This window comes from Rhodococcus sp. DN22 (genome assembly GCF_036669995.1).
Taxonomy (GTDB): domain Bacteria; phylum Actinomycetota; class Actinomycetes; order Mycobacteriales; family Mycobacteriaceae; genus Rhodococcus_F; species Rhodococcus_F erythropolis.
This window is the reverse complement of sequence record NZ_CP133326.1, coordinates 2,714,155-2,726,170: the sequence shown is the minus strand read 5'-3', so window position 1 is coordinate 2,726,170 and position 12,016 is coordinate 2,714,155. Positions and strand designations below refer to the sequence as shown.

13 protein-coding genes are annotated in these 12,016 nt (G+C 63.4%); 5 read left to right on the top strand and 8 right to left on the bottom strand.

Going from position 1 to position 12,016, the window contains the following annotated elements; all coding sequences use genetic code 11:
- Positions 1-7: 7 nt before the first annotated feature.
- From rbfA to rimP, 6 genes are all read right to left on the bottom strand, one after another.
- Positions 8-487: a 30S ribosome-binding factor RbfA gene (gene rbfA, locus RA302_RS12550; RefSeq protein WP_003942248.1), complete on the bottom strand. Its 480-nt coding sequence runs from the start codon at positions 485-487 to the stop codon at positions 8-10.
- 276 nt (positions 488-763) lie between these two features.
- Entirely contained in the window at positions 764-1,054 is a 291-nt protein-coding gene (locus tag RA302_RS12545) for a DUF503 domain-containing protein (RefSeq protein WP_003942205.1), read from the bottom strand.
- Positions 1,055-1,167: 113 nt separating this feature from the next.
- Entirely contained in the window at positions 1,168-4,113 is a 2,946-nt protein-coding gene (infB, locus tag RA302_RS12540) for a translation initiation factor IF-2 (protein ID WP_338480940.1), read from the bottom strand.
- A 108-nt stretch (positions 4,114-4,221) separates the two neighbouring features.
- The gene (locus tag RA302_RS12535; protein WP_019748063.1) at positions 4,222-4,572 is read right to left on the bottom strand and encodes a YlxR family protein; all 351 of its coding nucleotides are present in this window, start codon (positions 4,570-4,572) and stop codon (positions 4,222-4,224) included.
- Between the two features lie 44 nt (positions 4,573-4,616).
- Positions 4,617-5,648, bottom strand: coding sequence for a transcription termination factor NusA (gene nusA, locus RA302_RS12530; protein WP_003942738.1), 1,032 nt, complete (start codon positions 5,646-5,648; stop codon positions 4,617-4,619).
- A complete protein-coding gene (gene rimP, locus RA302_RS12525) occupies positions 5,645-6,265 on the bottom strand; it encodes a ribosome maturation factor RimP (protein ID WP_020907437.1) in 621 nt (206 codons plus the stop codon). The genes nusA and rimP overlap by 4 nt, the downstream gene beginning before the upstream one ends.
- 271 nt (positions 6,266-6,536) lie before the next feature.
- Here rimP and RA302_RS12520 point away from each other — a divergent pair, with 271 nt between their 5' ends.
- Together RA302_RS12520 and RA302_RS12515 are read left to right on the top strand one after the other, a co-directional pair.
- The gene (locus RA302_RS12520; protein ID WP_099697943.1) at positions 6,537-6,986 is read left to right on the top strand and encodes a hypothetical protein; all 450 of its coding nucleotides are present in this window, start codon (positions 6,537-6,539) and stop codon (positions 6,984-6,986) included.
- A complete protein-coding gene (locus RA302_RS12515) occupies positions 6,983-7,438 on the top strand; it encodes a ferritin-like domain-containing protein (protein ID WP_020907435.1) in 456 nt (151 codons plus the stop codon). The genes RA302_RS12520 and RA302_RS12515 overlap by 4 nt, the downstream gene beginning before the upstream one ends.
- Positions 7,439-7,493: 55 nt before the next feature.
- On the opposite strand, the gene RA302_RS12510 is transcribed toward RA302_RS12515, so the two are convergent.
- On the bottom strand, positions 7,494-8,918 hold the full coding sequence (locus RA302_RS12510) for an MFS transporter (RefSeq protein ID WP_020969398.1): 1,425 nt from the start codon (positions 8,916-8,918) through the stop codon (positions 7,494-7,496).
- Between the two features lie 84 nt (positions 8,919-9,002).
- Here RA302_RS12510 and RA302_RS12505 point away from each other — a divergent pair, with 84 nt between their 5' ends.
- The 3 genes from RA302_RS12505 to RA302_RS12495 all read left to right on the top strand — a co-directional run bounded on the left by RA302_RS12505 (position 9,003) and on the right by RA302_RS12495 (position 11,065).
- Positions 9,003-9,638: a helix-turn-helix domain-containing protein gene (locus tag RA302_RS12505; protein ID WP_021333000.1), complete on the top strand. Its 636-nt coding sequence runs from the start codon at positions 9,003-9,005 to the stop codon at positions 9,636-9,638.
- A gap of 93 nt (positions 9,639-9,731) precedes the next feature.
- Complete coding sequence (locus RA302_RS12500; protein ID WP_029255178.1) at positions 9,732-10,229, top strand: nuclear transport factor 2 family protein; 498 nt, start codon at positions 9,732-9,734, stop codon at positions 10,227-10,229.
- Positions 10,226-11,065 (top strand): SDR family NAD(P)-dependent oxidoreductase, encoded by an 840-nt coding sequence (locus RA302_RS12495; protein ID WP_070386732.1) that lies wholly within the window; start codon positions 10,226-10,228, stop codon positions 11,063-11,065. The genes RA302_RS12500 and RA302_RS12495 overlap by 4 nt, the downstream gene beginning before the upstream one ends.
- Here the strand turns inward: RA302_RS12495 and RA302_RS12490 are convergent.
- A complete protein-coding gene (locus RA302_RS12490) occupies positions 11,027-11,983 on the bottom strand; it encodes a DMT family transporter (protein ID WP_338481173.1) in 957 nt (318 codons plus the stop codon). The genes RA302_RS12495 and RA302_RS12490 overlap by 39 nt on opposite strands.
- Positions 11,984-12,016 lie beyond the last annotated feature (33 nt).

Sequence of the window (12,016 nt, the reverse complement as noted above, 5' to 3'; positions counted from 1 at the left end):
GTGCGCGTCAGTCGGCTTCACGAACATCTGGCGACGCCTCGTCTTCGTCCGAAGCCACTCGCGGCTCCTTGTACGGATCTGCATCTCCGGCCGGTTGTGCATTCTCACGCGCCTTGGCGACCTCGTCGTCGGCGGCCTTGGCACGGGCCAGCAGTTCTTCCATATGACGCGCGGTGTCGGGAACGGTATCGGCGACAAACGTCAGAGTCGGTGTGAAGCGAACGCCAGTTCCGGCACCGACCTTCGAGCGGAGAACACCCTTGGCCTTCTCGAGTCCTGCGGCGGCGGCTTCCACATCGGGTGCGGAATCGACCTTCTCGCCCATGACTGTGTAGTACACCGTCGCGTCGTGCAGATCGTTGGTGACCTTGGTGTCCGTGATGGTCACAAATGCGAGTCGCGGATCCTTGATCTCGTGATCGATCGCGGTCGCGACGATGGTTCCGATACGCTTTGCCAACTTGCGTGCCCGGGCTGGATCTACCATGACTGTCAGTCTCCTCTACCTGGCCACTCGAATCGAGGTGACTCGATCGATCAAAGTTCTGGTTAACAAGAATTATTACCGACAACAGTCTCGTCCATCGGCTACCCGGCAACCAAATCACCATCGGTAGAGGTCTTCGGCCACAAGCCACCGTGCACATCGAGCGGGAGTACAGACACCGTCACACCTGGTCCCCTGGACGCCGAATCCGTTGCCAACCAACTCGATTCGGTACGCCGTCCGGAAGAGTGGCTCAGCGACACAGATCGGTGACACTCAGTCTTCCGGGCCGAAGATTCGCCTTCGCACAGCCAGCAACTGAATCTCCGGACGCTCGGCGACCGCTCGCTCACAATGATCGAGAACATCGTGCAGGTGATCGACGGACGAACTGACCACACCGACGCCGACGAGCGCACGACGCAGGCGTCCCTGCTCCCCCGCCTCCGCTGCACTCACGCCGAATCGACGGAGTTCCGTCAGGATCGGCGACAGCATCGAACGCTTTTCCTTGAGTGAGTGGACATCGCCGAAAAGAATGTCGAACTCCAGTGCCCCTACAAACATTTTCCCCCTAGACAGAGCCGAATGGACTCTTCCGGACTTGTATGTTCAAGTCCGGAAGAGTCCATGTCAGCTAGTACTCACGTGCGTCCGCCCCAACGCCCGTGTCGACATAATCAGTCGCGCGGCTTCTCGCGAAGCTCGTAGCACTCGAGAACGTCACCGATCTTGATATCGGAATAGGTGACGGTCAAACCACATTCGTAGCCTTCGCGAACCTCGGTAGCGTCTTCCTTCTCCCGCTTGAGCGAGGAGATGGTGACCGTCTCGGCGATGACCTTGCTGTCGCGGATGAGACGTGCCTTGGCGTTGCGACGGATGCTGCCCGACGTGACCAAGCAACCGGCAATGTTGCCGATCTTGGACGAACGGAACATGGCGCGGATCTCTGCCTTGCCCAGCTCGACCTCTTCGTACACCGGCTTGAGCAGACCCTTGAGTGCCTTTTCGACCTCATCGATGGCCTGGTAGATCACCGAGTAGTAGCGAATGTCGACGCCCTCGCGGTTCGCCAGCTCCGTTGCCTTGCCTTCGGCGCGGACGTTGAAGCCGATGATGATCGCGTTGGACGCAGCAGCCAGGTTGACGTTGGTCTCCGTGATGCCACCGACACCGCGGTCGATGACGCGCAACTGCACCTCGTCGTCGATCGGAATTCCGAGGAGAGCCTCTTCGAGGGCCTCCACGGTTCCCGAGTTGTCACCCTTGAGGATCAAGTTCAGCTGTGAATGTTCCTTCAGAGCTGCATCGAGATCGTCGAGGCTGATGCGCTTACGACTCTTCGCTGCAAGCGCGTTGCGCTTACGTGCGTTGCGACGGTCCGCGATCTGACGAGCGATACGGTCCTCGTCGACCACGAGCAGGTTGTCACCTGCACCGGGGACCGACGTGAAGCCGATGACCTGGACCGGACGTGAAGGCAGTGCCTCGTGGACGTCCTGACCGTGCTCGTCCACCATGCGGCGGACGCGGCCGTAAGCATCGCCGGCAACGATCGAGTCGCCGACCCGCAGCGTTCCGCGCTGGATGAGCACGGTAGCGACGGGGCCGCGGCCACGGTCGAGGTGCGCCTCGATGGCAACACCCTGAGCGTCCATGTCCGGGTTGGCGCGCAGATCCAGGGAAGCGTCCGCCGTCAACAGCACTGCTTCGAGCAGTGCGTCGATGTTGAGACCCTGCTTCGCCGAGATGTCGACGAACATGGTGTCTCCGCCGTATTCCTCGGCCACCAGTCCGTACTCGGTGAGCTGCTGCCGGATCTTGTCCGGGTTCGCGCCTTCCTTGTCGATCTTGTTCACCGCGACCACGATCGGCACGTCGGCCGCCTGGGCGTGGTTGATCGCTTCCACCGTCTGCGGCATGACGCCGTCGTCGGCTGCGACAACAAGGATCGCGAGGTCGGTGGCCTTGGCACCACGAGCACGCATGGCCGTGAAGGCCTCGTGACCCGGGGTGTCGATGAACGTCACGAGACGCTCGTTGCCCTCGAGCTCGGTCAGCACCTGGTAGGCACCGATGTGCTGCGTGATGCCGCCGGCTTCGCCCTCACGGACATTCGCCTTACGGATCACGTCGAGCAGACGGGTCTTACCGTGGTCGACGTGGCCCATGACGGTGACCACAGGCGGACGGGACTCGAGGTCCTCTTCTCCGCCGGCGTCCTCGCCGTAGGTGAGGTCGAAGCTGTCGAGCAGCTCGCGGTCCTCGTCCTCCGGGCTGACGACCTGCACGACGTAGTTCATTTCGCCGCCGAGCAGCTCCAGCGTCTCGTCGTTGACCGACTGAGTTGCCGTGACCATCTCACCGAGGTTGAACAACGCCTGCACGAGCGCTGCGGGGTTCGCATCGATCTTGTCCGCGAAGTCCGACAGCGATGCGCCGCGAGCGAGACGGATGGTCTCACCGTTGCCGCGTGGCAGCCTGACGCCGCCGACTGCGGGAGCCTGCATGCTTTCGTACTCGGCGCGCTTCGCCCGCTTCGACTTACGTCCACGGCGAACTGCTCCGCCGGGACGACCGAATGCACCTGCCGCTGCGCCGCGCTGACCGGGACGGCCACCGCCGCCGGGACGACCGCGGAATCCACCGGCCGGAGCTGCTCCACCGGGAGCACCTGCACCAGCACCGGCGCCGGGAGCGCCGCCGCCGCGGTATCCACCGCCGCCGCCGCCCGGACGACCACCGGGAGCGCCACCGGGACGACCCGGACGTCCGCCGCCACCGGGCGCGGGACGAGCGGAACGAGCAGGCATTGCACCCGGGTTCGGGCGAGGAGGCATGGAGCCGGGGCTGGGGCGGGGTCCGCCCTGACCTGCAGGCGGACGAGGTCCACCCTGGCCGGGAGCCGGACGGGGACCGCCCTGACCCGGAGCCGGACGAGGTCCACCCTGGCCGGGAGCCGGACGGGGACCGCCCTGACCCGGAGCCGGACGAGAACCGCCCTGGCCTGCACCCGGACGCGGTGCGCCGGGAGCCGGACGAGGTGCCGGACGCTCGGCGGGTGCCGAGGAGTACGGGTTGTTACCGACGCGAGGTGCCTTCGGTCCCTGACGCGGTCCGCCGGGCTTTGCGCCGGTGGACGGTGCCGCCGGAGCCGCGGGGGCTGCCGGTGCCGATGCTGCGGGAGCAGCCGGAGCCGGGCGTGCCGGCTGTGCCGGCTTCGGAGCGTTGAACGTCGGGGTGGGGACCGGCGCCGACGGTGCTGCCGGAGCAGCGGCTGCGGGAGCCGCGGGGGCTGCCGGTGCCGGAGCTGCGGGAGCAGCCGGTGCGGGTGCGGCCGGCTTGGGGCCGGGACGCGGGCCACCGGGCTTTGCAGCTGACGGCGACGGTGCGCCGGGCTTTGCCGCGGGGCGAGCCGCCGGAGCGGCTGCGCCGGTCTCGGACTTGGTTTCTGCTCCGCCTGCCGACGGGAATGACTCCCGCAGACGACGGGCGACGGGCGCCTCCACTGTGGATGACGCAGACTTCACGAACTCGCCTTGCTCCTTGAGCGTTGCGAGTAGTTCCTTGCTGGTGACACCGAGTTCTTTAGCCAACTCGTGCACGCGGGCCTTGCCTGCCACTGCTCTCCTCACTGATGAGGTCGAGCAGGAGGCATCCCACAGATGTGGGTCCCGCACGACCTCGGGTTATCGCCGATGGACGTTCATCGTTGGTGCTTCACGGTGTGCTCATGAGTGCTTGTGCCTGTTCTTCTCGAGAGGTACTGCTTTTGTGTGAACTGCGTCGACCAGCTGGTCGACAGCGGACGTGTCCAGATTTCCGGACACTCGCAGTGCTCTGCTGAATGCTCGGCGCCGCTCTGCCAGGCTCAGACAACTCGGATCCAGGTGCAGCCATGCACCTCGACCGGGGAGTCTTCGCGATACGTCGGGGACGAGCGGGGAACCCTCCGGCCCCTGCTCACCAACCACGACCCTCAACAGATCGACAGCCGACCCTTGTTCCCTGCACCCCACACACGTTCTGACCGGCGAACCGGGTTTCACGCGCGCAGAATCCGAGGACTCACGTCGAACCATTGTCCACTCTACCGCCGAACCGTCTCGATCACTGCATTCCACCGTTATCCGTTGGACGTGGCGGGCCGGTCGGACGCGTCGCCAACGGGTGCCGCATCGCTCCGAATGTCGATACGCCAACCCGTCAACCGTGCAGCCAGGCGGGCATTTTGACCCTCTTTTCCGATGGCCAACGAAAGCTGGAAATCGGGCACGATGACACGGGCCGCACGAGCCTCCGGATCGACGACAGTGACGGAGACCACTTTCGACGGGGAAAGTGCGTTGCCCACAAACGTCGCGGGATCTTCGTCGAAGTCGATGATGTCGATCTTCTCCCCCGCAAGTTCGCTCATGACGTTGCGGACGCGCTGACCCATCGGGCCGATGCATGCACCCTTTGCGTTCAGCCCCTGCACGCGTGAGGCAACGGCGATCTTGGAACGGTGTCCCGCTTCGCGCGCGACGTTGATGATCTCGACGCTGCCGTCCGCGATCTCCGGAACCTCGAGTGCGAACAACTTGCGAACCAGGTTCGGATGGGTCCGCGAGAGGGTGATCTGGGGGCCACGGGCGCCGCGAGCAACCCCGACGACGTAGCACTTGATGCGCTCGCCGTGTTCGTAGTTCTCGCCGGGAACCTGTTCTGCGGGCGGCAACAATCCTTCGGCGCCATTGGATTCGCTGCCGATTCGAACGACGACCATCCCGCGAGAGTTTGCACGCGTGTCGCGCTGAATGACACCGCCGACGATTTCACCCTCATGGGTGGAGAACTCACCGAAACTGCGCTCGTGCTCGGCGTCGCGCAAACGCTGCAGGATGACCTGGCGTGCGGTGGTCGCCGCGATTCGACCGAATCCTTCGGGAGTGTCGTCCCACTCCTCGCCGATCATGTTGCCGTCGGCATCGGTGTCGTGTGCCATCACTCGCACCGAACCGGTCTTGATGTTGACATCGATCCGAGCGTTCTGCTTGTGCCCCTCGGTGTGGCGGTACGCCGTCAGCAGCGCGGTCTGGATCGTGGCGATCACAGTTTCGATCGAAACGCCCTTTTCGGCTTCGATCGCTCGCAACGCTGCAATGTCGATATTCACTTGTCGAACCCTTCTTCGTTTTCTACGTCTTCTAATTCTGCTTCGTCGTCTTCGACACTGTCCACGCCCGAGTCATCGGTGAGGTCAACCGCATCCGAGGGAACTGCGCGCCCCTCCGGGATGCCGCCCGCGAGTTCCAACTCCGCCTCACTGGGCTTCGAGAACTCCACCTGAACTACGGCCTTCTGAACGTCGCCCAGTGCAATCTCTCGCACGGTCAGTCCGCCACGGCCTCCGATGACAACCGCCACGGAATCGTCGTTCAACGTTCCGATACGGCCGACCACGGTCTCGCCGGCCAGATCGATACGCGCTTTGCGTCCACGGGCTCGACGCCAGTGACGCTCGAGCGTCAGTGGACGATCGATTCCCGGGGAGGTCACCTCGAGGGTGTACGGCGTTTCACCGATTTCCTCGAGGCTGTCGAAAAGTTCCGAAACGAGTCTGCTGATCTCTGCGGCGGCATCGAGTTCGATCCCGGCATCGCTGTCGACCATGATGCGCACCGCGCTGTGCTTGCCCGCACTGGTCACGACAACGTCTTCGACGTCGTAACCCTGGGCGTGCACGAGTTCGGAGATCAGCTCGATCACCCTCTCCCTGGATGGCACCGGCATCTCGCGAACTCCTCATTTCAGTTGTCGTCGATTGTCCGACTTGTGTCGACTGTCGACGTGGGCGGCTGCGAGCATGAAAAGACACCAGGTGCCTCATGCTGCAAGCATCCAAGAGTACCGCTCATTACGCGTCTCCGTGACCAGAGTGCCCGACGCACGTCACACTTGAACACGTGCCGCGGATTCGAACGATCGGCCGACCACCTGGCACGATGGACTGGTGCTGACGCCCATGACTACTATCCCACTCTCCCGGCGGAGTGCGCTCAAGATGACGGGAACCGCAGCAGCGTTGGGCGCTGCAGCCTTCTCGTTGTCCGCCTGCACCGACAACGGCACAGCGGAGGCGGCTGCAGAAGTCGACCAGTTGACGGCCCAGGCCGAGCGAGCTCGCTCCGACGCGGCAGCCGCAACCGCCGCCATCGCTCTTGCGCCGGACAAGTCGGCATCACTGACCACGATCAGCGCCGAACGCACAGCGCATGCACTCGAACTCGACGCCGAGATTGCGCGAGCAGCGGGCGGCGGCGCTACGACCACTGCGCCCCCGTCGACCTCGGTCGCGAACGCTCCGACGGGCGTTGACACCTTGAGGACCTCGCTTAACGATTCGGCGCGCAGTGCCGCGGATCTCGCTCGCACGATGTCCGGCTATCGCGCGGGCTTGCTCGGTTCGATCAGCGCGTCGTGCTCGACCCACGTTGCGGTGTTGCTTCCATGATCACTTCGCACACCCGTCGAACCGAGAGTTCTGCCTTGCTGACCGCAATCGAATCAGAGAATGCCGCGATCTTCGCTTACGGAGTGGTTGCCGCGTTTTCGAATCCTGCCCGTGTCAACGAAGTTGCCACACATACAGCCGCGCACCGCGCGCGACGTGATGCGCTGGTTGCCCTGTCGACCGACGCGGGCGAGACCCCGCCGACAGCCGCGGCAGCCTACGAGATCCCGTTCCCGGTGACGGACGCCGTTACCGCGGCACAACTGGCAGCACAGATCGAATCCGACACCGCCGTGACCTACCGGGCATTCGTCGAACAGGTCGATACCGACCAACTCCGCACGTTCGGAATCGACGGCCTGACCGATGCGGCAATCCGCGGCGCCGGATGGCGGTCCGCGCTGGGAACCGCTCCGGCCACCTCAGCGTTCCCAGGGGACCCGGCTTCGTAAACTGCTGTGCGCCTTTATTAACCGCCGGCGGTTAATAAAGGCGCACAGCAGTGGCTCAAGCCTTGCGATGTGAGGGCACGAACCAAGCCGCAACCACGGCCACCAACACGAAGCAACCGCCGACGCGCAGTGCAGGTGTCAGCGCATCTCCGTAGCCCAGCGGCGTGAGCGCGCCACCAGCGGCAAGGAAGACTGCGGTGAGAACCGCGATTCCCAGCGCAACACCGATCTCGCGAAGCGTCGAGTTGGTCGAACTGGCCGTTCCGTGATCAGGCTCATCCATGTCGACGAGGACAGCCGTGGAACTCGGCGCGAAGGTCAGGCCCATGCCGATGCCCGCCATCAGTAGCGCCGGAACCAGCGAACCGTACGTCACGTCGGGACCGATCAACGCGGCCAACCAGAACAATGCTCCGGCCTGGAGAAGTAGACCGGTCAGCAGAAGTGAACGGAGCCCGACCTTCGGCGCCAGAAAACCGGCGAGAGGAGCGAAAATCATCGGCGCTGCCGTCCACGGAAGCGTCCGCAGGCCTGCTTGGAACGGGCTGTAGCCCATCACGATCTGGAGGTACTGCGACAGCAGGAACACCGCTCCGAAGATCCCGATCGAGAAGGTCAAGCCGATGACGTTCGCCATCGAGAAGCTGCGTGAACGGAACAGACGTAGGGGCATGACCGGATGTGACGTCTTCATCTCGCGAAGAACGAACAGTGCCAACGCGACTGCGGAACCGACCAACGACGCAACCACTCCAAGCGATCCCCAGCCGTCGTCGTTGCCGTGAACGATCCCCCACACCGCCAGAAACACACCGAGTCCGGCGAGTGCGACACCGGGAAGGTCGAGAGGTTGTGTGCGACCGGTCGATTCACGCAACGCATACAACGCGAGAGGAACGGCAACGATCGCAACCGGCACGTTGATCCAGAAGATCCCCTGCCACGAGAACCCGTCGACTACCGCTCCACCGACCACGGGACCCATCGCGATTCCCAGTCCGGAGACGCCACCCCAGACACCGATTGCCATGGCGCGCTTGGCTTCCGGTACGGCTGCGACGAGGAGGGTCAGCGAGAGCGGCATGATCGCGGCTGCGCCCGCGCCTTGAAATGCCCGGGCCGCAATCAGCAGGGCGGGAGTTGTCGACAGCGCCGAAGCGATCGATGCAGCCGTGAACAGCCCGATTCCGAACACGAACATCCGGCGGCGTCCCCACCGATCGCCGAGCGTCGTCGCCGAAAGCATCAGCGTCGCAAAGCAGAGCGTGTACGCATTCATGAACCATTGGAGCTGCCCGACGGACGCGTTCAGTTCCTTCTCGATCACCGGCAGCGCGCTCGTCATCACGAGGTTGTCGAGGGTAGCCATGAACATGGGCAGAGAAGCAGCAACCATCGCTATCGCGATCGGAACCTTACGTCCTCCACTGTTTTCCGACCCGGATGCGGCGTCCGATCCGGACTTCGTCAAAACGGTCATCGTGATTCCTCGATGTGAAGGTGCCTTAAGGCATCAATTGATTACTTAAGTCGAAACTAAGCTATCCGGTGATAACGTGTCAATATGTCGATCGGTGCAGCTGAACCACGTACCCGCAGGATGAGCGCACCGGAACGTCGCGCACTGGTCCTTGCCGCGGCAACGCGGGCATTTGCAAAGGGCGGGTACTCCGGCACCAGCACGGACGCCGTCGCCAAGGAAGCCGGCGTCTCGCAGCCCTACGTTGTGCGCATGTTCGGAACCAAGGCAGATTTGTTCCACGCGGTGTTCACGCGAGCGCTCGACGAAATCGTCCGCACCTTCAACGACAAATTGGACACCGTCACAATCGATCCGAGCAATCCGCAGTTCTGGGCCGAACTCGGATCCGCCTACGGCGAGCTGGTTCTCGACCGGGATCTGCTGCTTGTCATGTTGCACGGCTTCGCAACCAGCACAGACGACGTCGCCGCCGTCTCCCGGAACGCCATGTCCGGCATCTACACCTTGCTGCGTGAGCGCACCGGTTGCACGCCCGAGCAAGCACGCTTGTTCATCGCGAACGGCATGCTGATCAACAATCTGCTCGCAATGATGGCACCCGAACACGCCGAAGAAGATCCGGCCCTCGGCGAACTCTGGGGCAGCGTCTTCAGCGACTCGACTGCGATCACTCTCACCGGCGACGAATCCTCGAGCGAAACCGACACCGTTTCCTGACCGGTCACTGGGAAAAACTACACACATGTGACTGAGGACACCCTACAGTCGATCCGACATGTCTCCGGGAAACCCAGACGAAAAGGACCGACGGTGGATCTCGCACAACGCCTCGACGCGCTCGAACAGATCGAGGAAATCAAGAAGCTCAAACATGGCTACTGGCGAGCATGTGACGCCAAGGATCCGGTTCGGTTCCGCAGCAGCTTCATCCGTTCAGGAGCGTCGATCGACTACGGCCGTCTCGGCGCGTTCGACGACGCCGGGCCGATGGCGGACATCTTCGAGAAGATCGCTCTTCGCAAGGTCGACGGCCGGTACGCGGTACTCGACATGCATCACGGATTGCATCCCGACATCACACTGACCTCGGAGACGTCGGCGGTGGGGCGATGGACTCTGCAGTTCCGCCAGGTCGACACTGTCGGACGCACCGAGAAGTTGATGACCGGCGAATACGACGACAAATACGTGATCGAGGACGGTGTGTGGAAAATGAGTCAATGCCACTTCACGGAGACGTGGTCGATCACCACTCCCCTGTCCCCCGACACTGATATCGCCGAGGGTTCGTTGGGAGGTCCCCGATGACCACGTCGACAAACGGCAAAGTAGCGCTCGTGACCGGCGCGAGTAGGAGCGTCGGTAAAGGCATTGCACTCGCACTGGGAAGCGACGGCTGGACGGTGTACGTGACGGCGCGAGGAACCGTCGGCGCCGACGGCCCACTCGATCGCACCGCGGCAGAGATCACCGAGCGCGGCGGTCACGGCATTGCCGTGCAGTGCGATCACGCCGACGATCAAAAGATCGTCGACCTGTTTGCACGCATCGCCGAGGAACAGTCAGGCCGCCTCGATCTTCTGGTCAACAACGTCTGGGCCAACCCGGCGGGCTATGCCGGCTTCGCCGATCCGTTCTGGAAGAGGCCGATCGACGATTGGGATTCGCTGATCGGAATCGGACTGCGCGCCCACTACGTTGCTTCGGTAGAAGCGGCGAAGTTGATGGTCCCCCGGGGCAGTGGAGTGATCGGCAATATCTCGTCATTCGGCACCCGCGGGTACCTGCACTCTGTCCTGTACGGGATGTCAAAGGCAGGTTTGGACAAGATGGCCGCCGACATGGCTGTCGAATTGAAGGGAACCGGCGTCACCGCACTTTCCTTCTGGCTCGGGTTGATCCGCAACGAGCGGATGGAGGCGAGTGGGATCGAGAGCTTCGAAGGCTTCTCACTGGCCGAGGCCGAAACCCCGGAATTCGTCGGCCAGGTCATCACTGCATTGGCCAACGATCCAGAAGTGAACGCGCGCAGCGGTCACACACTGATCACCGCCGAGACGGCCGTCGAGTACGGAATCACCGACGCCAACGGGAAACAACCTGCGTCACACCGCAGTGCCTTCGGTGGCGGCCCGCTTTTCTGAATCATCGGTGGCAGTGGTCGCGTCGCGTGCCGGCACAGCACGCGGCGCTGCCACTCGCGCCTTCAGGGCAAGCCAGGCACACCCGATGACGACGACGCCGCCGGCCACGATCGAGGGTGACAACGCCTCACCGAGGATCAGCGCCGACCAGGCAATGCTGAGCACCGGTTGAACCAACTGTGTTTGGCTCACAGTGGAAATGGGACCGATCGCCAGACCCCGGTACCAGGGAAAGAACCCGAGAAACATACTCACGCATCCCAGGTAGGCAAACGAAAGCCACGAATTCACATCGGCAGAGACCGGAGCCTGGGCCATGGACGCCACCGTCAACGCAATCGTGACCGGCAGTCCGAGAATCAATGCCCAGGCGATCGTCTGCCACGACCCGATCTCGCGGGCCAGCAACGCACCTTCCGAATATGCCAGCGCTGCACAGACAACCGCGGCGAACAGAAGAAGATCAGCGAGATGGAACGAGCCGAGTCCGCCGTTTGCGACGGCCACGAACCCTACGACCGATACCGCGCCGGCGGCGCTTGCCCACCAGAATCCCTTACTGGGGCGCTCTTTTCCTCGGACGACGGCAAATACCGCGGTCGCAGCGGGAAGTAGCCCGATCACGACTGCCGCGTGACTCGCCGGCGATCTCTGCAACGCAAACGTGGTGAACAGTGAAAACCCCAGTACCGCACCAACGGTCACGAGTGCGATGCGCAACCACTGCCGAAGCGTCGGAAGCGTCGCGCGAGTAACCGACAGCATCACAATCGCAAGGGCCCCGGCAACGACGGCGCGGCCCGCGCCGACGAACAGGGGGTCGAGATCCGCGACGGCGACCCTCGTGAGCGGAACGGTGAACGAGAACGCCAGAACACCGAGCAAGCCCCACCACAAACCGGATCGAGACGATGGCATCGGTAGCGGTGCCCGCGACGTGACGATAGCGCT

Excerpts from the sequence above, each read along its gene's own strand:
- rbfA (WP_003942248.1), bottom strand. The coding sequence starts at position 487 with ATGGTAGATCCAGCCCGGGCACGCAAGTTGGCAAAGCGTATCGGAACC.
- RA302_RS12545 (WP_003942205.1), bottom strand. The coding sequence starts at position 1,054 with ATGTTTGTAGGGGCACTGGAGTTCGACATTCTTTTCGGCGATGTCCAC.
- RA302_RS12535 (WP_019748063.1), bottom strand. The coding sequence starts at position 4,572 with ATGGTTCGACGTGAGTCCTCGGATTCTGCGCGCGTGAAACCCGGTTCG.
- rimP (WP_020907437.1), bottom strand. The coding sequence starts at position 6,265 with ATGCCGGTGCCATCCAGGGAGAGGGTGATCGAGCTGATCTCCGAACTC.
- RA302_RS12520 (WP_099697943.1), top strand. The coding sequence starts at position 6,537 with ATGACGGGAACCGCAGCAGCGTTGGGCGCTGCAGCCTTCTCGTTGTCC.
- RA302_RS12515 (WP_020907435.1), top strand. The coding sequence starts at position 6,983 with ATGATCACTTCGCACACCCGTCGAACCGAGAGTTCTGCCTTGCTGACC.
- RA302_RS12510 (WP_020969398.1), bottom strand. The coding sequence starts at position 8,918 with ATGACCGTTTTGACGAAGTCCGGATCGGACGCCGCATCCGGGTCGGAA.
- RA302_RS12505 (WP_021333000.1), top strand. The coding sequence starts at position 9,003 with ATGTCGATCGGTGCAGCTGAACCACGTACCCGCAGGATGAGCGCACCG.
- RA302_RS12495 (WP_070386732.1), top strand. The coding sequence starts at position 10,226 with ATGACCACGTCGACAAACGGCAAAGTAGCGCTCGTGACCGGCGCGAGT.
- RA302_RS12490 (WP_338481173.1), bottom strand. The coding sequence starts at position 11,983 with ATGCCATCGTCTCGATCCGGTTTGTGGTGGGGCTTGCTCGGTGTTCTG.